24 protein-coding genes are annotated in these 25,591 nt (G+C 69.4%); 14 read left to right on the top strand and 10 right to left on the bottom strand.

The features are described from left to right. Nucleotides 1-35: 35 nt before the first annotated feature. On the top strand, nt 36-1,676 hold the full coding sequence (locus AB0E78_RS30090; protein WP_361839196.1) for an AMP-binding protein: 1,641 nt from the start codon (nt 36-38) through the stop codon (nt 1,674-1,676). Here the strand turns inward: AB0E78_RS30090 and AB0E78_RS30085 are convergent. Both AB0E78_RS30085 and AB0E78_RS30080 read right to left on the bottom strand, forming a co-directional pair. Beyond that, nucleotides 1,639-2,193: a GNAT family N-acetyltransferase gene (locus tag AB0E78_RS30085; protein WP_361838891.1), complete on the bottom strand. Its 555-nt coding sequence runs from the start codon at nt 2,191-2,193 to the stop codon at nt 1,639-1,641. The two genes, AB0E78_RS30090 and AB0E78_RS30085, sit on opposite strands and share 38 nt — an antisense overlap. Before the next feature lie 18 nt (nt 2,194-2,211). Then, a complete protein-coding gene (locus AB0E78_RS30080; protein WP_361838888.1) occupies nt 2,212-2,571 on the bottom strand; it encodes a hypothetical protein in 360 nt (119 codons plus the stop codon). A gap of 157 nt (nt 2,572-2,728) precedes the next feature. Between AB0E78_RS30080 and AB0E78_RS30075 the strand changes: the two genes are divergently transcribed. Further along, nucleotides 2,729-2,950 (top strand): hypothetical protein, encoded by a 222-nt coding sequence (locus tag AB0E78_RS30075; RefSeq protein WP_361838886.1) that lies wholly within the window; start codon nt 2,729-2,731, stop codon nt 2,948-2,950. A gap of 92 nt (nt 2,951-3,042) precedes the next feature. On the opposite strand, the gene AB0E78_RS30070 is transcribed toward AB0E78_RS30075, so the two are convergent. Further along, on the bottom strand, nt 3,043-4,302 hold the full coding sequence (locus tag AB0E78_RS30070) for a protein kinase (protein ID WP_361838883.1): 1,260 nt from the start codon (nt 4,300-4,302) through the stop codon (nt 3,043-3,045). A gap of 263 nt (nt 4,303-4,565) precedes the next feature. Between AB0E78_RS30070 and gcl the strand changes: the two genes are divergently transcribed. Both gcl and AB0E78_RS30060 read left to right on the top strand, forming a co-directional pair. Next, on the top strand, nt 4,566-6,353 hold the full coding sequence (gene gcl / locus AB0E78_RS30065) for a glyoxylate carboligase (protein WP_361839193.1): 1,788 nt from the start codon (nt 4,566-4,568) through the stop codon (nt 6,351-6,353). A gap of 105 nt (nt 6,354-6,458) precedes the next feature. After that, a complete protein-coding gene (locus AB0E78_RS30060; RefSeq protein WP_361838882.1) occupies nt 6,459-7,667 on the top strand; it encodes a Shedu anti-phage system protein SduA domain-containing protein in 1,209 nt (402 codons plus the stop codon). Nucleotides 7,668-8,051: 384 nt separating this feature from the next. Here AB0E78_RS30060 and AB0E78_RS30055 read toward each other — a convergent pair whose 3' ends face one another. The 3 genes from AB0E78_RS30055 to AB0E78_RS30045 form a co-directional block, all read right to left on the bottom strand. Further along, entirely contained in the window at nt 8,052-9,509 is a 1,458-nt protein-coding gene (locus AB0E78_RS30055) for a catalase (protein ID WP_361838880.1), read from the bottom strand. 212 nt (nt 9,510-9,721) lie between these two features. Next, nucleotides 9,722-10,612 (bottom strand): 2-hydroxy-3-oxopropionate reductase, encoded by an 891-nt coding sequence (locus AB0E78_RS30050; RefSeq protein ID WP_361838878.1) that lies wholly within the window; start codon nt 10,610-10,612, stop codon nt 9,722-9,724. A gap of 91 nt (nt 10,613-10,703) precedes the next feature. Further along, nucleotides 10,704-11,531 (bottom strand): TIM barrel protein, encoded by an 828-nt coding sequence (locus AB0E78_RS30045; RefSeq protein ID WP_361838875.1) that lies wholly within the window; start codon nt 11,529-11,531, stop codon nt 10,704-10,706. Nucleotides 11,532-11,656: 125 nt separating this feature from the next. On the opposite strand from AB0E78_RS30045, the gene AB0E78_RS30040 reads away from it, so the two are divergent. From AB0E78_RS30040 to AB0E78_RS30000, 9 genes are all read left to right on the top strand, one after another. Continuing rightward, nucleotides 11,657-11,917 (top strand): hypothetical protein, encoded by a 261-nt coding sequence (locus AB0E78_RS30040; RefSeq protein ID WP_249586930.1) that lies wholly within the window; start codon nt 11,657-11,659, stop codon nt 11,915-11,917. Then, nucleotides 11,914-12,282: a helix-turn-helix domain-containing protein gene (locus AB0E78_RS30035; RefSeq protein ID WP_361838873.1), complete on the top strand. Its 369-nt coding sequence runs from the start codon at nt 11,914-11,916 to the stop codon at nt 12,280-12,282. The genes AB0E78_RS30040 and AB0E78_RS30035 overlap by 4 nt, the downstream gene beginning before the upstream one ends. 157 nt (nt 12,283-12,439) lie before the next feature. Further along, entirely contained in the window at nt 12,440-12,952 is a 513-nt protein-coding gene (gene uraD, locus AB0E78_RS30030) for a 2-oxo-4-hydroxy-4-carboxy-5-ureidoimidazoline decarboxylase (protein ID WP_361838871.1), read from the top strand. Further along, nucleotides 12,952-13,341, top strand: coding sequence for a hydroxyisourate hydrolase (uraH, locus tag AB0E78_RS30025; protein ID WP_160507956.1), 390 nt, complete (start codon nt 12,952-12,954; stop codon nt 13,339-13,341). Before uraD ends, uraH begins: the two co-directional genes overlap by 1 nt. A gap of 5 nt (nt 13,342-13,346) precedes the next feature. Then, nucleotides 13,347-14,270 (top strand): factor-independent urate hydroxylase, encoded by a 924-nt coding sequence (pucL, locus tag AB0E78_RS30020; protein WP_361838868.1) that lies wholly within the window; start codon nt 13,347-13,349, stop codon nt 14,268-14,270. Between the two features lie 67 nt (nt 14,271-14,337). Then, entirely contained in the window at nt 14,338-15,750 is a 1,413-nt protein-coding gene (locus AB0E78_RS30015; RefSeq protein ID WP_361838867.1) for a nucleobase:cation symporter-2 family protein, read from the top strand. A gap of 79 nt (nt 15,751-15,829) precedes the next feature. Next, complete coding sequence (locus tag AB0E78_RS30010) at nt 15,830-17,218, top strand: 8-oxoguanine deaminase (RefSeq protein ID WP_361838864.1); 1,389 nt, start codon at nt 15,830-15,832, stop codon at nt 17,216-17,218. A gap of 371 nt (nt 17,219-17,589) precedes the next feature. Continuing rightward, nucleotides 17,590-18,948, top strand: coding sequence for a nucleobase:cation symporter-2 family protein (locus tag AB0E78_RS30005; RefSeq protein ID WP_361838862.1), 1,359 nt, complete (start codon nt 17,590-17,592; stop codon nt 18,946-18,948). A gap of 234 nt (nt 18,949-19,182) precedes the next feature. Beyond that, nucleotides 19,183-20,388 carry an MFS transporter gene (locus AB0E78_RS30000; protein ID WP_361838859.1) on the top strand — a complete coding sequence of 402 codons (1,206 nt, stop codon included), beginning with the start codon at nt 19,183-19,185 and terminating at the stop codon, nt 20,386-20,388. A gap of 120 nt (nt 20,389-20,508) precedes the next feature. On the opposite strand, the gene AB0E78_RS29995 is transcribed toward AB0E78_RS30000, so the two are convergent. The 3 genes from AB0E78_RS29995 to AB0E78_RS29985 form a co-directional block, all read right to left on the bottom strand. Then, entirely contained in the window at nt 20,509-21,153 is a 645-nt protein-coding gene (locus AB0E78_RS29995; RefSeq protein WP_361838857.1) for a LysE family translocator, read from the bottom strand. A 159-nt stretch (nt 21,154-21,312) separates the two neighbouring features. Next, complete coding sequence (locus tag AB0E78_RS29990) at nt 21,313-22,158, bottom strand: chitosanase (RefSeq protein WP_361838854.1); 846 nt, start codon at nt 22,156-22,158, stop codon at nt 21,313-21,315. Nucleotides 22,159-22,306: 148 nt separating this feature from the next. Next, nucleotides 22,307-24,499: an alpha-N-acetylglucosaminidase gene (locus tag AB0E78_RS29985; RefSeq protein WP_361838851.1), complete on the bottom strand. Its 2,193-nt coding sequence runs from the start codon at nt 24,497-24,499 to the stop codon at nt 22,307-22,309. A gap of 264 nt (nt 24,500-24,763) precedes the next feature. Here AB0E78_RS29985 and AB0E78_RS29980 point away from each other — a divergent pair, with 264 nt between their 5' ends. Next, nucleotides 24,764-25,117 (top strand): helix-turn-helix domain-containing protein, encoded by a 354-nt coding sequence (locus AB0E78_RS29980; protein WP_361838848.1) that lies wholly within the window; start codon nt 24,764-24,766, stop codon nt 25,115-25,117. Here AB0E78_RS29980 and AB0E78_RS29975 read toward each other — a convergent pair. Next, nucleotides 25,086-25,493, bottom strand: coding sequence for a hypothetical protein (locus AB0E78_RS29975; RefSeq protein WP_361838846.1), 408 nt, complete (start codon nt 25,491-25,493; stop codon nt 25,086-25,088). The two genes, AB0E78_RS29980 and AB0E78_RS29975, sit on opposite strands and share 32 nt — an antisense overlap. Between the last annotated feature and the right edge of the window lie 98 nt (nt 25,494-25,591).

Below are 25,591 nucleotides of genomic sequence, written 5' to 3'. Positions count from 1 at the left end.
AGCGGCCGATGAACGAGGCGATGAACGGGGCGTCGATGGGCGAGCTGCCGCACGCCCACGACCTCTCGTACGCCCACGGTGTCAGCTCGACGCCGCTGCTCGGAGACACCATCGGGCGCAACCTCGACCGGGCGATCGAGGCCTGGCCCGAGCGGGACGCGCTGGTGGACGTGGCGGCGGGGACACGCTGGACGTACGCCGAATTCGGCGCAGCGGTGGCGCAGTTGGCGCGCGGCTTCATGGGGGCCGGGGTCGCCAAGGGCGATCGCGTCGGCATCTGGGCCGTGAACTGTGCCGAGTGGGTGCTCGTGCAGTACGCCACCGCGCGGATCGGCGCGATCCTCGTCAACATCAACCCGGCGTATCGCGCCCATGAGTTGGAGTACGTGCTCAAGCAGGCCGGGGTGACGGTCCTGGTCGCCTCGCAGGCGCACAAGTCGAGCGACTACCGGGCGCTGGTGGACCAGGTGCGGTCCGGCTGCCCCGAGCTGAGGTCCGTCCACTACATCGGGGACGGCTCGTGGGACGAGCTGCTCGATGCGTCCGGAGCGGTGCCTGACGAACAACTCGCCGCCCGTGAAGCCGAGTTGAGCTGCGACGACCCTGTCAACATCCAGTACACCTCGGGTACCACCGGCTTCCCCAAGGGGGCGACGCTCTCCCACCACAACATCCTCAACAACGGCTACTGGGTGGGCCGGACGGTCGGTTACACGGAACAGGACCGGGTGTGCCTGCCGGTGCCGTTCTACCACTGCTTCGGCATGGTCATGGGGAATCTCGGGGCCACCTCCCATGGCGCCTGCGTCGTCATCCCCGCCCCGTCCTTCGACCCGGTCGCCACGCTGCACGCGGTGGAGCGCGAGCGCTGTACGTCGCTGTACGGCGTGCCGACGATGTTCATCGCCGAGCTGAACCTCTCCGACTTCGCGACGTACGACCTGAGTTCACTGCGCACCGGCATCATGGCGGGCTCGCCCTGCCCGGTCGAGGTGATGAAGCGGGTGGTCGCCGAGATGCACATGGAGGAGGTCTCCATCTGTTACGGCATGACGGAGACGTCCCCGGTCTCGACGCAGACCCGCCGCACGGACGACCTGGAGCGGCGCACCGGAACGGTCGGCCGCGTGCTGCCGCACATCGAGGTGAAGGTGGTCGACCCGGCCAGCGGCGTGACAGTGCCGCGCGGCACCTCCGGTGAGCTGTGCACCCGGGGCTACAGCGTGATGCTCGGCTACTGGAACGAGCCGTCACGGACGGCCGAGGTGATCGACGCCGGGCGCTGGATGCACACCGGCGACCTGGCGGTCATGCGGGAGGACGGCTACGTCCAGATCGTCGGCCGCATCAAGGACATGATCATCCGCGGCGGCGAGAACATCTACCCGCGCGAGATCGAGGAGTTCCTGTACGGCCACCCGAAGATCTCGGACGTGCAGGTGGTGGGCGTCCCCGACGAGCGTTACGGAGAGGTGCCGCTGGCCTGCGTGATCCTGCGGGACACGGCGGATCCGCTGACGCTCGATGAGCTTCGTGCCTTCTGCGAGGGGCAGTTGGCGCACTACAAGATCCCGGCCGGGCTGCGGATCCTGGAGAGCTTCCCCATGACGGTGTCCGGGAAGGTGCGGAAGATCGAGCTCAGGGAGCGGTACGGGACCGGGGCCCACCCCGGGTGAGCTCGCGGCGCATGGCCACGCGCGGCCAGCGGTCGAGGCCCAGCTCGGCCTCGTGGGCGCGGATCCTCCGCAGCCCCGGGGTGAGTTCGGCCTCGCCGAGCACGCGGAAGCCGATGCGGGCGTAGTACGGGGCGTTCCACGGGACGTCCGCGAACGTGGTCAGGGTGAGGGCTTCCCTGCCTGCCTCGCGGGCGAGCCCGGCGGTGTGCTCGATCAGGGCCTGGCCGATGCGGCGGTGGGCCGCCCGGGGGTGCACGGTCACCTGCTCGATGTGTTCCGCGGCATCCACGGGTTCGTGGATGAGGTACGCCAGGGGCAGGGCTGCCGGGGTGGCGCCGTCCGCCTCGGCGGCCACCCAGGCCCGGCCCGCGGTGCGGAAGCTCTCCAGGGTTTCGATGGTGGGGGGTTCGTCGTCCGCGATCGCCGCCATGTCCAGGGCGCGGAAGGGTTCACCGGCGGCGCGTTCGATGTCCTGGAGGGCGGGGAGGTCGGCCTGCGTGGCCGGGCGGATGCGCATCCGGCGAGTATGCCTCGGTCACCCCGAGGCGATCAGCTCGTCCGCCGCGCTGTTCACCGGCTGCGGTGTCCCCGCTAGGTCGATGACGAACAGGGGGATGGACAGCGCGTCCGCCCGTGCGCGGGCCGCCCCCTCGTACCCCGCGAGGGAGAAGCAGACGCAGCTCACGGCGTCGGACATCGCGCTGAGCCACACGCACTCCACGTCACGCAGGGACGTCGGCTGCACGGACGGCTCGATCAGGGCGATCACACCCCGCGCCGACACCCGCACCCCGGAAGGCGCCCGCCTGACCGCGCCGCGGACCTCCCCGTACCCGAGCCACCGCAGATACAGCCCCGCCACCGTCACCGCGTCCCGCGCCGTGCGGACCGGCACAGGCTGGAACGCGGGCCGAGGCGTCGGAGCAGTCCGGGGAAGCGGTATGTGCGCCGGAGCGGCCGGCTGCGCGGGAGCGGTCGGAGCCGCCGGTTCGGTGGGCGGCACCTGAGCGCCCGGGGGCACCTGAGCGGCCGGAGTCGCCGGTGGGGCCGGAGTGGTCGGAGCCTCCGAAGGCGCCTGCACCGCCCGTACCGGAATACGCAGCACCGCCCCGCACCCGCACCCCAGCTCGGGCTGCGGCCACTGGTCGCGGCGCCCGCACATCCGGCACCGCACGGTCACCCACTCGTCCGCCCACGACCGGTCGGTCACCGGGGCCACCGTCGCCCCGCGCGCGATCGGCGGCACCACGGGGGCGCCGCACGCGCAGGGGTAGGAAGGCGGGGCGTACAGATGCTCACGCCGGCAGACCGGGCACCGTACCGGGACGCCGCTGTCCGTCATCACTCTCACCCGTCACCATTGCCGTCACCGCTCGCCGGTTCGTGACGCCCATCGTCCACCAAGTGGGCCCGCCACGGCAGCCGGTTGAGCCAGGAGCAGGGTGCCCGTCAGGGTCAGCGTGCCCGCCAGCGTCAGGGCCCGGCGCCGGCTGCCCGGCAGGGGGAGGCCCGCCATGCGGGCGACGGTGCGCGGCGTGGGCCTGGCCGCGGGGTGCCGGGCGAGGCAGGCGGTGATGAGGGGCCGCAGTTCCTCCGGCACGCCCGCCATGTCAGCGGCCTCGCCTCCGGCATCGAAGCGGGCGGTCTCGAAGCACGCGGCATCGAAGCACGCCGCATCGCAGGGCCCGCGCCCCGCCGCCGCGAAGGCGAGGACCGCGCCGAGCGAGAAGACGTCCGACGGCGGCCGTGCCTCGCCCCGGGACGAGGCAAGGACCTCGGGTGCCGTATACCCCCGCGCCCCCGTGAGCCCGCCAAACCCCCCGCACCCGGCCCGCCGCACGTCCCTGGCCTGCCCCGCGTCCCTGGCCTGCCCCGCGTCCCTGGCCTGCCCCGCGTCCCTGGCCTGCCCCGCGTCCCTGGCCTGCCCCGCGTCCCTGGCCCGCCGCGCGTCCCTGGCCCGCCGCGCGTCCCTGGCCTGCCCCACATCCCCGGCCCGCCCTGCGTCCCCGTCCCGCCCTGCGCCCCCGTCCCGCCCTGCGTCCCCGGCCCGCCGCACGTCCCTGGCCTGCCCGTCGTCCCCGGCCCGCCCCGCGTCCCTGGCCTGCCCCACCTCCCCGCCCCGCCCCACGCACCCCGCCACACCGAAGTCGACGACGCGGGGGCCGTCGGCGGACAGGAGCACGTTCGACGGCCGGAGGGCACCGTGTACGAGCCCCGCCCGGTGGATGTCGTTCAGTGCCCCGGCGAGGGCGTTCGCCAGGGCCCGCAGTTCCGGCGTAGCGAGGGGCCCGCCCATATCGCGTACCCATGTGGCGAGCGTCGGTCCGGGGACGTACTCCGTGGCGAGCCAGGGCACCGCGCCGTGCGGGTCGGCGTCGACGAGGGCGGCGATGCGGCGCCCCCGGGCCGCGCCGAGCGCCCGGACCTCGCGGGCGAAGCGGGCGCGGAACTCCTGGTCACGGGCGAGGGAGGCGTGCACGACCCGCAGGGCTGCGGCGCGTCCCGTCCCGTCGTGCGCGAGGAAGACCCGCCCGAGGCGTCCCTGGCCCAGCAGGGGCCCGACCGTCCAGCGGCCGTGGCTCGGCGGGCCCTGCCCGGCGGGCGGCGTGTCCGGTGCACTGGCCACGGTCGACCCCCCGGTGGTGTGGCCCCGAATTCAATGCGAATTCAACGACTGGGACGCGCCCTTCGGGCGGCCCGGTTCCCGGACATCTCTTGACGGTCTCCACCACACCCCCCTACATTGCTTCCATATAGCAGAACATAATTTCCACAATGCGGAAACAGAAGCTCACCGCGGGGCGCGACGGGAGCCGGATCCGCCAGCCGAACACGCCGGCCGAGAGGTCGGCGCAGCTGTCGAAGCTGTTGTCGAAGCAGGAGAACCCCATGGCTCGTATGACCGCTGTCCGCGCGGCAGTTGAGATCCTCAAGCGCGAGGGCGTCACCAACGCGTTCGGAGTCCCCGGCGCCGCGATCAACCCCTTCTACAAGGCCCTCCAGCAGGGCGGTGGCATCGACCACACGCTCGCCCGCCACGTCGAGGGCGCCTCGCACATGGCCGAGGGGTACACCCGCGCCAACCCGGGCAACATCGGCGTCTGCATCGGTACGTCGGGCCCGGCGGGCACCGACATGATCACCGGTCTGTACTCGGCGATCGGTGACTCGATCCCGATCCTCTGCATCACGGGCCAGGCGCCGACGCACCTGCTCCACAAGGAGGACTTCCAGGCCGTCGACATCGCGACGATCGCCAAGCCGGTCACCAAGATGGCCGTCACGGTCCTGGAGGCCGCGCAGGTCCCCGGCGTCTTCCAGCAGGCGTTCCACCTGATGCGCTCGGGCCGCCCGGGTCCGGTCCTCATCGACCTGCCGATCGACGTCCAGCAGACCGAGATCGAGTTCGATATCGACACCTACGAGCCGCTGCCGGTCTACAAGCCGTCCGCGACCCGTGCCCAGATCGAGAAGGCGATCACCTTCCTGGTCGAGTCCGAGCGTCCGCTGATCGTCGCCGGCGGCGGCATCATCAACGCCGATGCCTCCGACCTGCTGGTCGAGTTCGCCGAGATCACCAACACCCCGGTCGTCCCGACCCTGATGGGCTGGGGCACGATCCCCGACGACCACGACCTGAACGCGGGCATGGTCGGCCAGCAGACCGGCCACCGCTACGGCAACGCCACGTTCCTGGAGTCGGACTTCGTCCTGGGTATCGGCAACCGCTGGGCCAACCGTCACACCGGCTACAAGCTGGACGTGTACACCGAGGGCCGCACGTTCGTGCACGTCGACATCGAGCCGACCCAGATCGGCAAGATCTTCGCGCCGGACTACGGGATCGCCTCCGACGCCAAGGTCGCCCTCGAACTGTTCGTCGAGGTCGCCAAGGAGCTCAAGGCCGCCGGCAAGCTGCCCGACCGCTCGGCGTGGGTCGCCTCCCACCTGGAGCGCAAGGAAACCCTCCAGCGCCGCACGCACTTCGACAACATCCCCATGAAGCCGCAGCGCGTCTACGAGGAGATGAACAAGGCCTTCGGCCCGGAGACGCGTTACGTCACCACCATCGGCCTCTCGCAGATCGCGGGCGCCCAGATGCTGCACGTCTACAAGCCGCGGCACTGGATCAACTGCGGCCAGGCGGGCCCCCTCGGCTGGACGATCCCGGCCGCGCTGGGCGTCGCCACCGCGGACCGCGACACCCCGGTCGTCGCGCTCTCCGGCGACTACGACTTCCAGTTCATGATCGAGGAGCTGGCGGTCGGCGCGCAGCACCGCATCCCGTACGTCCACGTCCTGGTGAACAACGCCTACCTGGGCCTGATCCGCCAGGCGCAGATCGGTCTGGACATCAACTTCCAGGTCAACCTGGAATTCGAGAACCAGAACAGTCCTGAGCTGGGCGTCTACGGCGTCGACCACGTCAAGGTCGCCGAGGGCCTGGGCTGCAAGGCCATCCGCGTCACCGACCCGAACGAACTGGGCGAGGCCTTCGAGCAGGCCAAGAAGCTGGCCCAGGAACACCAGGTCCCGGTCGTCGTCGAGGCCATCCTGGAGCGCATCACGAACATCTCGATGAGCCCCACGGCCGACATCAGCGCGGTCAAGGAGTTCGAGGAACTCGCCACGGAGCCGGGCCACGCGCCCACGGCGATCCGCCCGTTGAAGGTCTGACGGCAGCGTCACACAGCTCACTGAGGGGGCGGTCCACCCGGCGGGGTGGACCGCCCCTTCGGCGTTCCAGGGGCATTGTCAGTGGCGCGCGGCACACTGCCCGGCATGGAACCGAGAGCGGACGCGACGCTTGAGCAGCTGGTGGAAGTCGCGGCAGGGGCCGCGCTGGACGCGGGCGTACGAGCCTGCCTGACGGCCGTGGCCGGGCATCTGCGTGGAGGGCCGGGCGGGAAGATCCGGGGTGGCAAGAAGCTCATGGGCCTGCTCGCCGAGGCACGTGGCAGGGCCGCGGCGCTGGACGAGTGGGATGTCGTACGCCTCGTACAGGATGCCGTGGACTACGCCGATGGGCGCATCCTGAAGCCGGAACTGGACGACCGATTGCGGCTGTTCAAGGACGGCAATCGGCGGGTGAGCCACGAGGAGCCCCTCGGGAGGATCACGGCAGCGGGCTACGCTTACGCGGCGCACGCCGGCGAAGAGTTCCTGGACGCGCATCCGGAGGCCGGCGCGCCGGAGCTCATCGGTCACCTACGAGACCTGGAGCGCGATGCGCGGTTTCTGCAGGCACCCCCCGACCGGCCGGGACGCTACGTCGTTCCGCGCGGAACGGCGGAGCTCGCGCTCTGGCTCGAGCGCATCCTGTGCGACGGCCGCATCGACATCGAGGACCCCGCCGAGGCCGCCCGGAAGATCGTCACCTCGCCTGACGCGCTGGCGCTGCTCGCAGCCGATGACGAAGGTCAACTACTGCTCCAGGCGGCGCAGTTGAAGCGACGGTCCGCCGGTCTGGAGGGGTTGCGCGAGGTTGTCGAAGACCTTCGATCGTCCGAGCACGACCTCCAGCGGGCCCTGGTAGGCCAGCCCTGGATCTTCGGAGGCCGCTTCATAGGTGAGGCCGTTCAGCGCAGGCTGGTGCCGGGCGACGAAGTGGACATCCCCTTGATCCGGGGCGACGGCGCCCTGCACATCGTGGAGCTCAAGCGCGCGATGAGTCTCAGGGGCGCGCTGGTCAAGAGGTACCGCAACGCCTGGGTGCCCACCGCCCAGGTACACGATGCCGTAGGGCAGGCCGTCAACTACCTCGTGGGTCTGGACGAGAACCGTGACCGCATCCGCGAGGAGTTCGGCATCGAGACCCGCAGGGCGAGCGCGCTGGTGCTGATCGGACACCCGGCACAGCAGCCCGACGTGCCGGAGAGTCGGATCAACGAGGCGCTGCGGACGTTCAACTCGCATGTCACCCGCGTCGAGGTACTCACTTACAAGGAACTGGTCGACAACGCGCACCGCTCGCTCGCCGGGTCGCCGTAGACGGAAGAGCGCCGAGTACGGGACCGTCCGTACTCGGCGCTCTGGCTCAGCTGAAATGCCGTACTGCCGTGTGAAGTTGTAGCCGTCCGACCGCGCGCGACTGGCGGAACATGCATACGCGCTGCCGGACGGAGTTCGTGGGGGCCCAGGGGCCCGAGGACGGCTGGGACCGCGGCGGCTGCGAATGGCTCTGCGGGATCCTCTTCCCTCAGGTCGAGAAGGGGATCGCAGGGCCTTGACCACCGCACTGGCTCGCAGAGCCGCCGCGGTCCTCGTCCGGCCCGCTGTTCATCACGGGACCACCCCTCATCCGGGTCCGTGATGGTGCGGGCGCAGCGCCAAGGAACTGACCTCCCGTCAATTCCCTGGCGCAGTCGGGGAGTTCTAGTCCTCGCGCAGGGCGCGGACAGCCTCTTCCACGCGCTTGCCGTACTCGGCGTCGGCGGCGTGGAAGTGGGCCAGGTTCTTCTCGATGACGTCGTCACGGGTGACCTGAGAGAGGCCGCCCGCGATGTTCGCCACCAGACGGGCCTGCTCCTCGGCCGACATCAGGCGGTACAGCTCGCCCGCCTGGAAGAAGTGGTCGTCCTTGGTGTGCAGCGGCGCCTCGTGCGTGCCCGTGTGACCATTGACGGCCAGCGGGGCGGACAGCGGCTGACCGGTCTCGACCGGGCCGTCGTACGAGTTGGGCTCGTAGTTCTTGCGGTCGCGGCCGTAGGCGTTGGACGCCATCAGACCGTCACGGCCGTAGTTGTCCGCGGTGGTCGCCTTCGGCGCGTTCACCGCGAGCAGCGTGTGGTTGACGCCCAGGCGGTAGCGGTGCGCGTCCGCGTAGGCGAACAGGCGGCCCTGGAGCATCTTGTCGGGGGAGGGGCCGATGCCCGGAACGAAGTTGTTCGGGGAGAAGGCGGCCTGCTCGACCTCGGCGAAGACGTTGTCGGGGTTGCGGTCAAGGACCAGACGGCCCACGCGCTGCAGCGGGTAGTCGCTGTGCGGCCACACCTTCGTCAGGTCGAAGGGGTTGAAGCGGTAGTCCGCCGCGTCCGCCGCCGGCATGATCTGCACGTGCAGCGTCCAGGACGGGTTCACGCCGCGCTCGATGGCCTGCAGGAGGTCCGTCTGGTGCGAGTTGGCGTCCTTGCCCGCGAGCTCGGCGGCCTGCTCCGACGACAGGCTGCGTACGCCCTGGTTCGTCTTGAAGTGGTACTTCACGAAGAAGGCCTCGCCGGCCTGGTTCGTCCACTGGTAGGTGTGCGAGCCGTAGCCGTTCATGTGGCGGTACGACGCGGGGATGCCGCGGTCACCCATCAGCCACGTCACCTGGTGCGTCGCCTCGGGGGCGTGCGCCCAGAAGTCCCAGACGTTGTCCGGCTCCTGCTTGCCCGTGAAGGGGTCGCGCTTCTGGGAGTGGATGAAGTCGGGGAACTTGATCGGGTCCTTGATGAAGAACACCGGGGTGTTGTTGCCGACGAGGTCGTAGTTCCCCTCCTCGGTGTAGAACTTCAGCGCGAAGCCGCGCGGGTCACGGACCGCGTCCGCGCCGCCGAGGCTGTCCGCCACCGTGGAGAAGCGCAGGAAGGTCTCGGTGCGCTTGCCGACGGTGTTCAGGAAGTCGGCCGAGGTGTACGCGGTGACGTCGTCGGTCACCTCGAAGTAGCCGTAGGCACCGGAACCACGCGCGTGCACCACACGCTCCGGGATGCGCTCGCGGTTGAAGCGGGCGAGCTTCTCGAGGAGGTGCTGGTCCTGGAGGAGGAGCGGGCCACCGACGCCGGCGGTGGCTGAGTTCTGGTTGTCGGCGACAGGGGCGCCGGACTCGGTCGTGAGCACACGCTTCGACATGGTGGCGGAGTTGACCTTCCGTACGGACTGCTGAAACTGCTGAGGTGACGTGAGCGTAAGTACGCCTGAACAGCTACGTCAACAGTTTGTTGAAGTTTTGGGTGGGGCTTGTTGCGGCTTGCTGGTGTGGCTTGGGTTCCGGGCCGCGGCGACGCCTGGGCGCGACAGGACAGGTGTCAGCGCCGCCGCGACCCGGAAGTTTTGAGGAGCTCTTAGAGCTCGGCGCCCGAGAGGCGCTCCACGCCGCGAAGCAGCGCGGAGTGGTCGAGGCCGCCGTCACCCTGCGTGCGCAGCGAGGCGACGAGCTGGGCCACCACGGCACCGACCGGGAGCGACGCACCGACATTGCGGGCGGCGTCGGTGACGATGCCCATGTCCTTGTGGTGCAGGTCGATCCGGAAGCCGGGCTTGAAGTCGCGGTTGAGGAAGTTGTCCTTCTTGCGGGTCAGGACGGTCGAGCCCGCAAGCCCCCCGTTCAGGACGTCGAGGGCGGCGGTCAGGTCCACCCCGGACTTCTCCAGGAAGACGACGGCCTCGGCGCACGCCTGGATGTTCACGGCGACGATGAGCTGGTTGGCGGCCTTCACGGTCTGACCCGAGCCGTGCGGACCGCACAGCACGATGGTCTTGCCGAGGGCGTCGAGGAGGGGCTTGGCCTCGTCGAAGTCGGCCTGCTCGCCGCCGACCATGATGGAGAGCACGGCCTCGATGGCACCGGCCTCGCCACCCGACACGGGGGCGTCCAGGACGCGGATGCCCTTCTCCTTGGCGGCCTTGGCCAGGTCCACGGAGGTCTGCGGGGTGATCGACGACATGTCGACGATCAGCGCGCCGGACTTCGCGTTCTCCAGGATGCCGTTCTCGCCGTACGCGATGGCCTCGACCTGCGGGGACGCGGGCACCATCGTGACGATGACGTCGGCGTCCTTGACGGCCTCGGCGATCGACTTGGCGACGGAGCCGCCGGCCGCGGCGAGGCGGTCCAGCTTGTCCTGCTCAAGGGTGAAGCCGGTGACGGAGTAACCAGCCTTGATCAGGTTCTCGGACATGGGGGACCCCATGATGCCGAGTCCGATCCACGCGATCTTGGGAAGGTTGCTCATGGTGGAGCCTTTCTAAAGCTTGTCTACGTCGACGAATCGGGTGCGGGGCGCCGGGTGGGCGGGTGGGAGACATCCGCCGCGAAGCGGCGGCCTAGTCCGCAGCAGGCAGCCAGCCGAACGCCTCGGCGCTGGGACGATCGCCCGCCTTGTACTCAAGGCCCACGTATCCCTCGTATCCGGCCTTGCGGAGCTGGTCCAGCAGCTCCTCCAGCGGCAGCGACCCCGTGCCCGGGGCCCCACGGCCGGGGTTGTCGGCGATCTGCACGTGCCCGGTCTGGGCCACGTACTGATCGATGACGGCCGGCAGGTCCTCACCGTTCATGGACAGGTGGTACAGGTCCATGAGGAACTTGGCGTTGCCGAGCCCGGTGGCCGAGTTCACCTTGTCCACCACGGCGATCGCCGCGGGTGCGCTGACGATCGGGCAGCGCGGCGACTCGGGCTTGTTGAGGGCCTCGATCAGCAGGATCGCGCCGACGCGGTCGGCTTCGCGGGCCGCCGCCGCCAGGTTCTCCAGGGCGAGTTCGTCCTGGACCGCGGGGTCCACGCCCTCCACCCGGTTGCCGTACAGCGCGTTGAGCGCCTTGCAGCCGAGGGACTGGGCGAAGTCCGCCGCCACCGAGAGGTTCGCGCGGAACTTCTCGCTCTCCTCACCCGGAATCGACAGGGCGCCGCGGTCCGGTCCGGGCAGCTGCCCGGCGTAGAAGTTCAGGCCCACCAGCTGTACGCCGGCGTCCGTGATCGCGGCCCTGAGGGCATCGAGCTCGGACTGCTCGGGGGTGGGGGCGTCGACCCAGGGCCACCACAGCTCGACCGCCGTGAAGCCCGCCGCGGCGGCAGCCGCGGGGCGCTCCAGGAGCGGGAGTTCCGTGAAGAGGATCGACAGGTTCACATTGAAGCGCTGGTCGGAGTATCCCATGGGGCTTCCGCGCTCCTTCCGTATTGCGGAAGTTAATTTCTGTCTGATGGAAGATTGCCGTCGAGGATCCGCCCTTGTCAAGAGGGGGCTGCCGGAAAATCACCACGCGGCGTTAGGTTGTGCGCGTGCGATTGAGAGTGGAGTTCACGACCGAACCCTTCGACCTGGACGAGGCGCCCGCCCATGCGGTGGTGGCCCGTGACGTCATCCAGGGGGCCGAGCTCGACGCCGTGGACGTCGGCCCCTTCGGCAACACCGCGGAAGGCGGCGCGGACGAGGTCCTGACCGCCGTCGACGCGCTGCTGCGCAAGGCCCTGGAAGCGGGCGCGACGCGCGTCTCGCTCCAGGTGAACGTGCTCGGAGAGTCGGGGGAGGCCATCGAATGACCGGTGCCAGAGGCGATCACGGCCCCTTCGTGGCCGCCGTCAAGCCGCTCGTGGACGCCATGGGCGGCGAGATCGTGCCCCCCGACGAGGCGGGCGCCGACGACGTCGTCCTCGCCTGGGAGGGGCAGGACGTGCTCGCCGTGCGGCTTCCGCAGCTCGCGGACTCCCTGGACCACATCCTGCTGGCCCTGGAGCGCAAGCGCGGCGTGCCCCTGTCGGAGCTGGACCGCAAGGCCAAGCAGGAGGTCGTACGGATACTCGAGGCGCGAGGCGCCTTCGCCGTGCGGCACGGGGTGGAGACGGTGGCCGGCGCGCTCGGCGTCTCCCGCTTCACCGTGTACAACTATCTCAACCGCTCCACCTGACGTCGCAGGTCAGAGCACCCCTGAAGGCCGCCGTCCGTTAACCGGACGGCGGCCTTTGTTACTCGAAGTTTTCAACAAAGTGTTGACGTGGTGTTTCGCCTGGCGTTAGCTATCCGCAGCCCGTCCAGCACAAGGCCCTATGGCCACGGAGGCACCCGTGACTTCGAGCTCGACGCCGGGCCTTGCCCGGTTCAACGCCTTGCCGGAGAGTGCGGCCACCGCCGCCCTCCAAGAGGCCTGCGCCTCATCGGCCTGGGGAAGCAAGCTGCTTTCCCAGCGCCCGTACCCCACCGTCGAAGCACTCTTCGCCGCCAGTGACGCCGCCACGGCCGAGCTGACCGACGAGGATCTGGCCGAGGCGATGGCCGGGCACCCGCCGATCGGCCGCCCGAAGCCCGGGGACCCCACGTCGTCGCGTGAACAGCGCGGCATGGCGGGGGCCTCCGAAGAGCTCAAGGCAGAGATGCTCGAACTGAACCTGGCCTACCAGGAGAAGTTCGGTCACGTCTTTCTGATCTGCGCCACCGGCGCGACCGGTGAGCAGATGCGCGATGCGGTGAAGACCCGGATCGGCAACACCGCCGAGGAGGAGCGCGGCAACGTGCGCACCGAACTCGGGAAGATCAACCGAATCCGGCTGACCCGTCTCGTAGAAGAGGACAAGGACTGATGAGCACTGACACCACCGCCTCGGTGTCCACGCACATCCTGGACACCAGCGTCGGCCGCCCCGCCGAGGGCGTCGCCATCTCGCTCACGGCCCGCAGCGGCCGTGACGCCGAGTGGGTGGCGCTCGGCGGCTCCGCGACCGACGCGGACGGGCGCTGCAAGGACCTCCCGGCCCTGCCGGAGGGCACGACCCACGTACGACTCGACTTCGAGGTCGAGACCTACTTCTCAAAGAAGCAAGCCGAGGCGCAGCAGGACGCCCCCCGCGTAAGGGACAGCGGTGCGTTCTTCCCGGAGGTGGCGATCACGTTCGCCGTCACGCCGGGCGAGCACTATCACGTACCGCTGCTGCTCAACCCGTTCGGCTACTCCGTTTACCGAGGGAGCTAGCAGACATGCCCACGATTCTCGGCCAGAACCAGTACGGCAAAGCAGAGAACCGCGTCGTCAAGATCACGCGGGACGGCGACACCCACCACATCAAGGACCTGAACGTCTCGGTCGCGCTCTCCGGCGACATGGACGACGTGCACTACTCCGGCTCGAACGCCAACGTCCTGCCGACGGACACCACCAAGAACACGGTGTTCGCGTTCGCCAAGGAGTACGGCATCGAGTCCGCCGAGCAGTTCGGCATCCACCTCGCCCGTCACTTCGTGACGACGCAGGAGCCGATCAAGGTCGCGCGGATCCGCATCCAGGAGTACTCCTGGGAGCGCATCGCGACCTCGGACAACAACTCCAAGTTCATCGGCTCGGACGAGGTGAACCACTCCTTCGCCCGCAAGGGCCAGGAGCTGCGCACGACGCAGATCACCTTCGACGGCGAGAACTGGGAGATCATCTCCGGGCTCAAGGACCTCACGGTCATGAACTCCACCAACTCGGAGTTCTGGGGCTACGTCAAGGACAAGTACACGACGCTGAAGGAGGCGTACGACCGCATCCTGTGCACCGACGTCTCCGCCGCCTGGCGTTACAACTGGACCAGCGACGCCGACCGGATGCCCAACTGGGAGAAGTCGTACGAGCAGGCCAAGAAGCACATCCTGCAGGCCTTCGCCGAGACGTACTCCCTCTCGCTGCAGCAGACCCTCTACCAAATGGGTTCGCGCGTCATCAACAGCCGGAGCGAGATCGACGAGATCCGCTTCTCGCTGCCGAACAACCACCACTTCCTGGTGGACCTCGAGCCCTTCGGGCTGAAGAACGACAACGAGGTCTACTTCGCGGCGGACCGCCCCTACGGCCTGATCGAGGCCACGGTTCTCAGGGACGGCGTCCAGCCGAAGATCCCGGTCGACATGACCAACCTCTGACGCGGGACGCGCGCCCCCGCCCGTCCGCAGCGGACGGGGGCGCGCCACACCGGAGGGAACAGCAGCAATGGCACAGCCTGCAGGAGGGCCTTCCAAAGGTCCGTGTTCCACCCCATCGGACATAGCCGGCGGAGAGTCAACTCCCGCCTGTCACCCGGTGGACGAGAAGCTTCACCCCTCGCGGCTGGTCCCCGCCGCGCTCCAGCACATCGCCGCCATGTACGCGGGCGTCGTCACTCCGCCGCTGATCATCGGGCAGGCCTGCGGCCTGGACACCGTGGCCCAGACCCGGCTCATCGCGGCGGGTCTGCTGATCGCCGGACTCGCCACCATCCTCCAGACGCTCGGCGTCAAGGGATTCGCCGGCAACCGGCTCCCCTTCGTCAACGCCGCCTCGTCGGCCGGCATCGCGCCCATCCTCGCCATCGCCGAGACCAACGCCAAAGGCGACCAACTCCCGGCCATCTACGGCGCGGTGATGGTCGCGGGCGTCTTCTGCCTCGCCATCGGCCCGTTCTTCGGCAGGCTGCTGCGTTTCTTCCCGCCCCTGGTCACCGGGGTCGTCATCACCCTCATCGGCGTCACGCTGATGCCCGTGCCCGTGAAGTGGGCGCAGGGCGGGGACGACACCGACCCGACGTTCGGCGACATGAAGTACCTGGCGCTCGCCGCCTTCACCCTCGTCGTGATCCTGCTCTTCCAGCGCTTCGGACGAGGCTTCCTCAAGCAAGTCGCCCTGCTGGCAGGCATGTTCATCGGAACGCTCGCCGCGATCCCGTTCGGCATGGCCGACTTCACCTCCGTACAGAGCGCTCCGCTCGCCGCGCTGCCGACGCCGTTCGCCGCCGGTGCCCCCACCTTCCAGCCCGCCGCGATCCTCTCGCTCTGCATCGTCATGCTGGTCCTGATGACCGAGTCGGCGGCCGGCATGCTCGCCCTCGGCGAGATCTGCGACCGCGAGACCGACGGGAAGACCATCACCCGCGGTCTGCGCACCGACGGCATCGCCACGCTGGTGGGCCCCGTCTTCGGCGGCTTCCCGACCTCCGCCTTCGCACAGAACGTCGGTGTCGTCTCCCTGACACGTGTACGCAGCCGCTATGTCGTGGCCGTCGCCGGTGGCGCGCTCATCGTGCTCGGGGCCTTCCCCGTACTCGGAGCCGTCGTCAACGTGGTCCCCATGCCGGTGCTCGGCGGCGCGGGCATCGTCCTCTTCGGCTCCATCGCGGTGAGCGGCATCCGTACGCTCTCCGAGGCGGGCCTGGACGACAGCTCCAACATCATCCTGGTGGCCGTCGCGCTCGGAGCGGGCATCATCCCGCTCGCCGCGCCCACCTTCTACGCCGAATTCCCGGCCTGGGCGCAGACCGTCCTGGGCTCCGGAATCAGTGCGGGAGCGCTGACCGCGGTCCTGCTCAACCTGTTCTTCAACCATCTCGGCACCCGCAGCCCCGCGGCCGCGGCACTCAAATCTTCCTAGGGTCATGCCGTGCCCTCCCCCAAGCTCTTAAGGAGCAGGGGGACCCCCATTGCCACAATCAAGAGAAGGAAGAAGCACCATGGCAGCACCGGCAGACCTGCAGCGCATCATCATCGAGAACTGTGCGATCGCGACCGTCGACGCCGACGACACCGAGTACGCATCGGGATACGTCGTCGTCGCGGGCAACAAGATCGAGTCCATCGGCGCGGGGAAGGCCCCCGAAGGCCTTCAGAACGTCGTACGCCGTGTCGACGGCACCGGTCACCTGGTGACCCCCGGCCTGGTCAACACGCACCACCACTTCTACCAGTGGATCACCCGTGGCCTGGCCACCGACCACAACCTCTTCAACTGGCTCGTCGCGCTCTACCCCACGTGGGCGCGCATCGACGAGCAGATGGTGAAGGCCGCGGCCCAGGGCTCGCTCGGCATGATGGCCCGCGGCGGTGTCACCACCGCGATGGACCACCACTACGTCTTCCCGAAGAACTCGGGCGACCTGTCCGGCGCCATCATCGGCGCCGCGAGCGACATGGGTGTCCGCTTCACCCTCGCCCGCGGCTCCATGGACCGCAGCGTCAAGGACGGCGGCCTGCCGCCGGACTTCGCCGTCGAGACCCTCGAAGGCGCGCTCGCCGCGACCGCCGAGACCGTCGACAAGCACCACGACGCCTCCTTCGACGCGATGACCCAGGTCGCCGTCGCCCCCTGCTCGCCGTTCTCGGTCTCCACCGAACTCATGAAGCAGGGCGCCGAGTTGGCGCGCGCCAAGGGCGTACGCCTGCACACCCACGGCAGTGAGACCGTCGAGGAGGAGCAGTTCTGCAAGGAGCTGTTCGGCATGGGCCCGACCGACTACTTCGAGTCGACGGGCTGGCTCGGTGACGACGTGTGGATGGCGCACTGCGTCCACATGAACGACTCCGACATCGCGGCATTCGCCCGTACCGGTACGGGAGTTGCCCACTGCCCGTCCTCCAACGCGCGTCTGGCGGCAGGCATCGCCCGCGTACCGGACATGCTGAAGGCCGGCGTCCCGGTCGGTCTCGGTGTCGACGGCACCGCGTCCAACGAGTCCGGTGAACTCCACACCGAGCTGCGCAACGCGCTCCTCATCAACCGCCTCGGCGCGCACCGCGAGGCCGCCCTGAACGCACGTCAGGCGCTGCGTCTTGGCACCTTCGGCGGCGCCCAGGTCCTGGGCCGCTCCACGCAGATCGGGTCGCTCGAACCGGGCAAGCTCGCCGACCTGGTCCTCTGGAAGATCGACGGCATCGGGCACTCCTCGATCGCCGACCCGGTGACCGCCATCGTCTTCGGCGCGGCGGCCCCGGTCACGCTCTCCCTCGTCAACGGCAAGCCGATCGTCGAGGACGGTCGTCTGCTGCACGTCGACGAGGACGCCATCGCCCGCTCCGCGCGGGACGAGGCGCAGCGCCTCGCGCGGATCGCCGCCGAGGCCTGACCCCAAGAACTCCGGTCAGGGGGGACGGCCCCTGACCGGACTTGAGCAGCCGAGCGGGTTGCTCAAGTGCCGCCCCGGAACGTGGCCCAAAGCTTCACGTTCCCGGGGCGGTCAGTACTACCTGGGCGCACCACCACAACTTCATACCGAGCAAGTCCTTGCATCACGCACCACCTCCCAGAAGCGAAAAGTGCCGGCACCGCCCGTACTGGAAAACAACCGGAGGAGCCACAGTGGCCACTCAGCCCAGGTTCACCAAGCAAGGCACCACCCCAGGCACCACCCCAGACCCATCCGAAGTCGACGGCGAGAGCGCCATATCAGGGACACCTGAGATACATCCCGTCGACCAGAAGCTTCCACCGCTCAAGATGGCGACGACCGGCCTCCAGCACGTGGCGGCCATGTACGCGGGCGTCGTCGCCCCGCCGCTCATCGTCGGTGCGGCGATCGGCCTCTCCGCGAAGGAACTCACCTTCCTGACCGGCGCGTGTCTGTTCACCGCGGGCCTCGCCACCTTCCTCCAGACGCTCGGCATCTGGAAGATCGGCGCCCGCCTGCCCTTCGTCAACGGCGTCACCTTCGCCGGCGTCGCCCCCATGATCGCGGTCGTCGAATCGACCGACAACAAGGACGACGCGCTCCCGATCATCTTCGGCGCGGTCATCGTCGCGGGTGTACTCGGCTTCATCGCGGCGCCGTTCTTCTCGAAGCTGGTCCGCTTCTTCCCGCCGGTGGTGACCGGCACGGTCATCACGCTCATCGGCATCTCGCTCATGCCCGTCGCCTTCGGCTGGGCGCAGGGCCCCGTGCCGGGCGCCGACGACTACGGCTCGATGAAGAACCTCGGTCTCGCGGGCATCACCCTCGTGATCGTGCTGCTCCTTCGCCGGTTCACCACCGGCTTCGTCAAGCAGATCGCCGTGCTCCTCGGCCTCGTCATCGGCACGGTCATCGCGATCCCCTTCGACGCCACGGACTTCAGCCCGATCGGCGACGCGGACGTCATCGGCTTCCCGACGCCGTTCCACTTCGGCGCACCGCAGTTCGCGGCGGCGGCGATCGTCTCCCTCTGCGTCGTCATGGTCGTCTCGATGACCGAGTCCACCGCGGACATGCTGGCGCTCGGTGAGATCGTGGACCGTCCCGCCGACGAGAAGACCATCGCGGCCGGTCTGCGTGCCGACACCCTCGGCTCGGCGATCAGCCCGCTCTTCAACGGCTTCATGTGCAGCGCGTTCGCGCAGAACATCGGCCTCGTCGCGATGACGAAGATCCGCAGCCGGTACGTCGTCGCCGTGGGCGGCGGCTTCCTGGTCCTGATGGGCCTGTGCCCGATGGCCGCCTCGCTCATCGCCGTCGTACCGCGTCCGGTGCTCGGCGGCGCGGGTGTCGTCCTCTTCGGTTCGGTCGCGGCGAGCGGCATCCAGACGCTGGTCAAGGCGAACCTGGAGCGCGACAACAACGTCCTGATCGTGGCCGTCTCGCTGGCCGTCGGCCTCATCCCGATCGCGGCCCCGGAGTTCTACCACGCGTTCCCGGAGACCGCGAAGATCATCCTCGACTCGGGCATCTCCACGGGCTGTGTCGCGGCCGTGCTGCTCAACCTCGTCTTCAACCACATCGGCAAGCGCGGTGAGGACGACGACGTGACCAATCCGATGGAGCCGGGGGGAGAAATCGCTGAACAGAGGGTGCACGAAGGGTCTTCCCCGGCTGGGGCCCACTGACGTCACGTGCGTGACGCCGCCCGCATCGAGAAAGTTGCTCTCCAGTCGGAATGATGGTCGGCCCCGCCGCACGCCTCGTGAACTCCCGCGCGGCAGGGCCGACTTCCGGCGTCACGCACTGAGCCGAGTCGCCGACGGGGTGCCGCGCGGAAATCCGGCGTCACTCTCGCCGCGGCACGTTGAGGTCGGATACGTGCCAGACCGGGACCCGGCGGCGCTGCTGAACTCGGCAGCATGCCCGCACCCACCACGTCACCCGCGTCCGCCGAGGCCACCTCCGCCCGCCCAGGCAGGGGCGGGTGGCCGGCCGTCATCGCCGTGATGCTGGGGATCTTCTCCATCGTCACCACCGAGATCCTGCCGATCGGCCTGCTGACCCCCATCGGCGAGAGCTTCGGCATCTCGGACGGCACGGCCGGCCTCATGATGACCCTGCCCGGCATCATCGCCGCCGTCGCCGCACCGACCGTGACGGTCACGACCGGACGCGTCGACCGGCGCCGCATGCTCTGCGCCCTGATCCTGGTGCTCGCCCTCGCGAACTTCCTCGCCGCACTCGCGCCCGCCTACTGGCTGATGATGGTCTCCCGGGTCCTGGTCGGACTCGTCATCGGCGCCTTCTGGTCCATCGGCGCGGGCCTCGCCTCCCGGCTCGTCCCCGAGGCACAGACGGGCCGGGCGACCGCCGTGATCTTCTCCGCCGTACCGCTCGGCTCCGTGCTGGGCGTGCCCGCCGGTACGCTGCTCGGTCAACTCGCGGGCTGGCACGCCGTGTTCGTTGTCATGGGCGTCCTGACGCTGGCCGTTCTTGCCGCGCTTGTGGTGACCGTGCCACCCCTGCCCGCACAGCACGTCACCCAGCTCGCGGTACTGCGCTCCCTGCTCGGCACCCCCCGCGTCCGGGTCGGCGTCACCGCGACCTTCCTCATCGTGACGGCCCACTTCGGCACGTACACGTACGTCACCCCGTTCCTGGCGGAGGTGACCCAGGCGGGCCCCCGGACGATCACCCTGTTCCTGCTGGCCTACGGAGCCGCGGGCGTCCTCGGCAACTTCCTCGCCGGAGCCTGGGCGCGACGCGCGCCGCGCGCCACCTTCGCCACGGCCGCCGGTCTGCTCGCCACCGCGACCCTGCTGCTGCCCGCCCTCGGCACGGGGGAGCCGGGCGCGCTCGCGCTGCTCCTGCTCTGGGGCATCGCGTACGGGGCGGTGCCGGTCTGCTCGCAGACATGGTTCGTGACCGCGGCGCCGCACGCGCCCGAGGCGGCGTCCGTGCTGTTCACCGCGTCGTTCCAGGCGACGATCTCGCTCGGCGCGCTGGCGGGCGGCATGGTCGTGGACGCCGCTTCCACCACTGCGGTCATGACGGTCGGCGCAGTGGCAGCGGCCCTGGCGGCCCTGACTGTCATGCCCGCAGGCCGCCGGCCGCCTTCGGTGTGACGGGCGGGGTATCGGTCGGGTCGGGTGGGGGCCGAATGCACAGAAGTCCCGCCTCAGGCCCGCCCCGGGCGCTTTCCGTGGGACTTTCCTGCAATCTCCGGCGATACGCCCACCGTCGTCTCAGGCTGCCGCGGCCGGTGTCCGGTCCGTCGCGAGTTTGATCGCGAGGGCGCCGAGGACCGTTCCCATCACGTAGCGCTGGGCGCGGAGCCACGACGGGCGGCGGGCCAGGAACACCGCGATCGTGCCCGCCGCCATGACGATGGCGAGGTTCACCCCGAGGCTGATGGAGATCTGTATGCCGCCGAGCGCGAAACCCTGTGCCAGGGTGTGGCCGGCCGTCGGGTCGATGAACTGCGGGATCAGTGAGACGTACATGATGGCGATCTTCGGGTTCAGGAGGTTCGTGAGGACTCCCATGGTGAACAGCCGCCACGGCGAGTCGGGGGCGAGCTCCTGATGGCTGAAGACCGAAGTGCCGCCCGGCTTCAGGGCCTTCCAGGCCAGCCACGCCAGATATCCGGCACCCGCCAGCTTCACGGCCAGGTACAGCTGGGGCACCGCCAGGAAGACCACGGACAGGCCGAGGTTGGCCGCCGTCAGGTAGATGAGGAAGCCGACGGCCACCCCCGCCAGGGACACCGCCCCGGCGCGCCGGCCCTGGGTGATGCTCCGCGAGACGAGGTACATCATGTTGGGCCCAGGGGTGAGCACCATGCCGAGGGAGACCACTGCGACGCCGAGGACCGCGTTCATTCCGATCATTGGGCAAGCATCGGACGGCCGCACCGTCCGGCACCAGCGAGGAATTCTTCACGCGACTCGTAAGCGCTGCTACATCGGCGCGAGCACCAGGTGCCGGGGAGGCGGGGTGCCGGGACGGCGGGGTGCCCGCGCCGATGCGGACGGCGGATGGCGGACGGCTCAGCCGATGCGGTACGGGTCTCCGTACACCTTCCACTCCAGCGGCGTGTTCAGGTTCAGGTTGCCCTTCTTCAGGAACACCCGCTGGGCCGTGTCGACGCGGCTGGTGTCCTCGTGTGCCTCTTCCTGCTTCATCGCCCAGACGCGCGCGTCCAGATAGGCGTTGAGGTAGGTGACCTCGTCGCCGCCCTGGGCCGGTGTCTTGGCCGAACGCAGGGCGCGCTTGCGGATGTTGGCGAAGCTGGTGCTGTCGCCGCCGTTGCCGTGCATGACGATCGCGTCGTAGTACGCGAACTGCCCGAGGACCCCGATGCCGTCCGCCTTGCCCTGCTTGATGGCCGGGTTGAAGTAGACGCGGTCACGCTCGTCGTTCTGCGCCTTCTGGAACTCGGAGTCCTGGGCGGCCTTCTCCCAGTCGCGCTTGAAGTTGGGGTCGAGACCCTCGTGGGAGTCGGTGCCGTCCACCTCGCGCAGCGCGGGCAGGTACTTGGCGAGGACGTTGTTCGGCTTGCGCTGGGTGTAGAGCTCGACGAGGTCGAGCATGTCGCCGGTGCCCGAGCAGAAGCCGATGATCCCGGCGGTGTAGCCGCGGCCGTCGTCTATGTCCTCGCAGTAGCGGTAGTAGTCCTTCCACTTGAGGTCGGAGTTCTCGGCGCTGCACACGATCTGCATGGCGATCTCCTTCTTCGCCGGATCGTCGAGTCCGCCCGCCTTGGCGGTGGGCGCGGCGCCCGCCGTCTGCGAGGCGATGACGGGACCTGCGACGAGCGAGGCGCCGATGAAGCCGAGCAGGGTGCGGCGTGAGGTGTGCAGGCGGGGCGTGGGGGCGCGATGGGGGGTGGGCACGGGACCTCCAAGGTGGGGGAGTTCGTCGATCCGATGACGCTTGGGCTCTTCCGCGTACTGTTAGGAAGGTTTCCTACCAGAGTTCGAGGATGACGTATACCCGTCAAGGGAGGGCGAGTTGGTGATCTTGGAGGCCGTGCCCCGCCGGTTAGCGGGTCCCGGTCAGCCGTTCGCGCACCTGAACAGCGACTTTGTACGTGTCTCCGGTCGGTCGGGCGGCGAGGCGCCCCGGGTCACGAATCCATCCGTCTTCGAGCGCGAACCAGTCGACGGCCTTCGGCTCGCGTCCTTCGCCGAGTGCCGCCCGCAACTCCTTGAAGTACGTGTCCCAGCGCAGCCGGTAGAGCCCGCCGACCAGTCCGGCCCACTCCCGGTTGGCGTAGTCGCGCAGCCCCGCGTCCGCCCCGGACCGCGCGCCCCACACGGTGAGGAGCGAGAGCTGGTCGTACGCGAGGTGCTCCCGTTCCTCGGCGTCGGCACCCCAGGAGCGGGCGTCGGCGACCCAACGCCCCAGCAGGTGGCGGGAGTCGGTGGCCATCAGCTTGTCGAGCAGGTCCATGTGGCCGAGCCAGGTCCGGGTCAGCCGGTCGAAGCGGGGGGTGTCCCGGTCGTCGTACGCCTGCTTGATCCGGGGGAGGAGCGTGCGGCTGCGGTTGGAGAGCGCCTGGCGGGCCACGTCGAGGAGGTCGCGACGGTAGGCGGAGGATTTCCTCAACTCGGGGCGCACTGCGGTGAGTTCCCTGAGGGCGGGTTCGAAGTCGGCGGGTTCGTACCGCATCGCCTCCGGTGACCAGGCGGCGGCCGACTTCGCCGCGAGGTCGGGGCGTGCGCCGAAGAGGCCGTCCGCGCCCTCGGACCACTCGTCGGCGCGGGTCGTGCCGTACGCGGTGCGGCGCAGGATGTCCCAGGCGGCGGAGGCGTGCGGGTCGGCGGCGCCGTAGCGGGCCAAGGCCCAGTCTGCGAACCACCGCGTGAGGTCCAAGTCACCCTTCTGCCAGGCCAGTTCGGAGAAGAGCTCGAAGGCGGCGGGGTTGTTGTCGGCGGCTTCCGGCATCAGGGAGATGCCGCGTTGCATGCTGCCTTCCTTGGTGCGCCACTTTTCGTAGAGCGCGGCCCAGTCGGGGGTGTTGGCGCCGAGCGTCGTGTGGCCGCCGAAGTTCCAGATCGAGCCGAAGGTGTACGGGGTGTCGTTCCAGTCGGACTCGCGGTCGGTGACCTTGGGGAAGCGGTCGGAGAGGCCGTCGACCACCAGCATCCTCGACTTGTCGACGGCGTCGACGATGGCCTTGGGCGGGTTGCTCTGCCAGCCGAGGATCACCCAGGTGGCGCCGGGGTGCGCGTCCTGGAGGGCCGTCTCGACGGCCTTCGCGGCCTCCGGGACCGGCACGCCACCCGGCTTCCCACCCTCATGGAGGAGATCCATCTTGTACATGGTCGAGCTGCCGAACAGCTCGTCCTGCCGGCGGTAAAAGGCGGCGGCCACCCGGCCGAAGTGTTCGGTGCGCGGGTCGAGCCAGTCGGGCCGCGCGAAGCCGACCCAGTCGCCCTGCGGCACGGTTCTCGCGCCGGGATTCTTCGCTTCGAAGCCGGGCGGGACGGTCCCGAAGTAGCCGGGGAGGACGGGGGTCATGCCGAGCTCGCGCAGCCGGTCGGTGATGCGTCGCCCCAACGCGACCCTCTTGTCCAGGAGTTGACGCGAAACGGGATACGGAAAGGCGGACATGTTCTGCAGCAGCCACCACGGCTGGTGGGCCGGGGCCGGGATCCACTCGCGCAGCTCCTTGTCGGAGTAGCCGAAATCCTGGAAAACGCGGTGGTAGAGCGCGTCGGCGCCGACGTACGCGAGGACTTCGTTGTAGCCGTGGAGGGCGAGCACGTCGATCTCGCGCTCCCAGTACGGCCAGTCGTGGTACGCCCCCGTGTAGCCGTCGTTCGTGTCGTTGAGGACGAAGCGGTGCGGGGCGTTGGCCGTCCTGGTCACGGCTTTGTCGAGGCCGGGAAGCAGGTCGGGCAGGTCGAGCTGAGAGCCCGCCCAGGTGATGTTGGCGTGCGCGAAGTGCTTCAAGTAGTGCCGCAAACCGGTGAGTTGGACAGCCGGAGTCGGTCCGGCGACGACGATGTGCCCGCGCCGCCCGGAGATCCGAAAGGTGTCGTCGGCACCCGCGGTCGTGAACGTCAGCTGCTTCCAGTGACGGGGCAACAGCCGCCGGGCGGCGGCTTTGACTGCGGCTGCCCCGGAGGCCGGGGTCGGAGCACCGTCGGCGACGGACCCGGAACAGGCGACGGCGGCGCCGGTGGTTCCGGCAACGGCAGTGAGGAAGGTGCGGCGGGCCAGGGGCATGACGTAGGGATACCCTCCCGTGTCGACGAAGCCCGCGCGGACGCGGCGGGCAGTGCGAGACGGCGCCACGATGAACCGCGGACGGACCATGGTCAAGATACGGAGAGAGGCCATGGGACCTACAGGGGCGGAAGCGATCCCGTCGTGTGTCCGGGGGCGGCCCCGCCCCACCGCGTGCCCGTCGGCAGCCGCTCCCGCCCACTGGTTGCAGTCCCCGCCCCGCTCTCGCGGCAAAGGCCCACGTGGCAGTGCTAGCGTCGCCGGATGAGTGCTCCTCTGCCCGGTAAGCCGACCCGCGCCTCCACCACCGGGCGGCCTCTGATGGCTGCCCTGGACCTGTTCGGGCGGCGTTGGAGTCTGCGGATCGTGTGGGAGTTGCGGGGCGAGCCGTTGGGGTTTCGTGCGTTGCAGGAGCGGTGTGACGCCATGTCGTCCAGCGTGTTGCGGCAGCGGCTGACCGAGCTGCTCGAAGCGCGGCTCGTGCGGCAGCTGCCCGACAGTTCCTACGTCCTGACCGCGCTCGGGCGCGACGCCCACCAGGCCCTGCGCCCCCTGGACGCGTGGGCCGACCGCTGGGCCACCGAGGTCAGCGCCGACTCGGCAGAGGGTCGGCGCTGAGCGCTTCACCCATCCGGGAGACCGCCGCCTTCAGCGCGCCCAGGGGGCGGAGAAGTAGCGTCGCCTCCGACAACCTCCCCTCAACGTCCGTGTGTTGGACGAACGCGCCGTACGCCGACTCCTCGCCGATCCTGGCCGTGAAAGTCGTCACGCTCTGCCGGTCGTCCCCGCCCGCCCCGGGCTCGGTGAACTCCTGAAGGGGTTCCAGCCCCGCCAGGCACTGCCCGATCTTCGCGAACAGGTGCGCCACGTCGTCCCGCCCGCCGTAGTCGGCCACCGGGCTGTGGAAGACGACGTCCCGCGCGAGCAGCAGCCGGGTCCGGTCGAGTGCGCCCGATGTGCCCGGTGCCAGTACGTCACGTATGTCTATGCCCATCTGTTCCGCTCCTTCTGGCCGTGTAGCTCTATGACCGCATGATCGCCGCTGCTTCGGATTTCGAAGCACCCTCCGAAGCGTAGCCCCCCGCCGGGACT

The sequence above is a fragment of the Streptomyces sp. NPDC032198 genome (genome assembly GCF_040636975.1).
In the GTDB taxonomy this organism is placed as follows: Bacteria; Actinomycetota; Actinomycetes; order Streptomycetales; family Streptomycetaceae; genus Streptomyces.
Note: the sequence above shows the minus strand (reverse complement) of the source record. Positions and strands in the feature narration are given on the sequence as shown.

Excerpts from the sequence above, each read along its gene's own strand:
- AB0E78_RS30090 (WP_361839196.1), top strand. The coding sequence starts at position 36 with ATGGGCGAGCTGCCGCACGCCCACGACCTCTCGTACGCCCACGGTGTC.
- AB0E78_RS30085 (WP_361838891.1), bottom strand. The coding sequence starts at position 2,193 with ATGCGCATCCGCCCGGCCACGCAGGCCGACCTCCCCGCCCTCCAGGAC.
- gcl (WP_361839193.1), top strand. The coding sequence starts at position 4,566 with ATGGCTCGTATGACCGCTGTCCGCGCGGCAGTTGAGATCCTCAAGCGC.
- AB0E78_RS30060 (WP_361838882.1), top strand. The coding sequence starts at position 6,459 with ATGGAACCGAGAGCGGACGCGACGCTTGAGCAGCTGGTGGAAGTCGCG.
- AB0E78_RS30055 (WP_361838880.1), bottom strand. The coding sequence starts at position 9,509 with ATGTCGAAGCGTGTGCTCACGACCGAGTCCGGCGCCCCTGTCGCCGAC.
- AB0E78_RS30050 (WP_361838878.1), bottom strand. The coding sequence starts at position 10,612 with ATGAGCAACCTTCCCAAGATCGCGTGGATCGGACTCGGCATCATGGGG.
- AB0E78_RS30045 (WP_361838875.1), bottom strand. The coding sequence starts at position 11,531 with ATGGGATACTCCGACCAGCGCTTCAATGTGAACCTGTCGATCCTCTTC.
- AB0E78_RS30035 (WP_361838873.1), top strand. The coding sequence starts at position 11,914 with ATGACCGGTGCCAGAGGCGATCACGGCCCCTTCGTGGCCGCCGTCAAG.
- uraH (WP_160507956.1), top strand. The coding sequence starts at position 12,952 with ATGAGCACTGACACCACCGCCTCGGTGTCCACGCACATCCTGGACACC.
- pucL (WP_361838868.1), top strand. The coding sequence starts at position 13,347 with ATGCCCACGATTCTCGGCCAGAACCAGTACGGCAAAGCAGAGAACCGC.
- AB0E78_RS30015 (WP_361838867.1), top strand. The coding sequence starts at position 14,338 with ATGGCACAGCCTGCAGGAGGGCCTTCCAAAGGTCCGTGTTCCACCCCA.
- AB0E78_RS30010 (WP_361838864.1), top strand. The coding sequence starts at position 15,830 with ATGGCAGCACCGGCAGACCTGCAGCGCATCATCATCGAGAACTGTGCG.
- AB0E78_RS30005 (WP_361838862.1), top strand. The coding sequence starts at position 17,590 with ATGGCGACGACCGGCCTCCAGCACGTGGCGGCCATGTACGCGGGCGTC.
- AB0E78_RS30000 (WP_361838859.1), top strand. The coding sequence starts at position 19,183 with ATGCCCGCACCCACCACGTCACCCGCGTCCGCCGAGGCCACCTCCGCC.
- AB0E78_RS29995 (WP_361838857.1), bottom strand. The coding sequence starts at position 21,153 with ATGATCGGAATGAACGCGGTCCTCGGCGTCGCAGTGGTCTCCCTCGGC.
- AB0E78_RS29985 (WP_361838851.1), bottom strand. The coding sequence starts at position 24,499 with ATGCCCCTGGCCCGCCGCACCTTCCTCACTGCCGTTGCCGGAACCACC.
- AB0E78_RS29980 (WP_361838848.1), top strand. The coding sequence starts at position 24,764 with ATGAGTGCTCCTCTGCCCGGTAAGCCGACCCGCGCCTCCACCACCGGG.
- AB0E78_RS29975 (WP_361838846.1), bottom strand. The coding sequence starts at position 25,493 with ATGGGCATAGACATACGTGACGTACTGGCACCGGGCACATCGGGCGCA.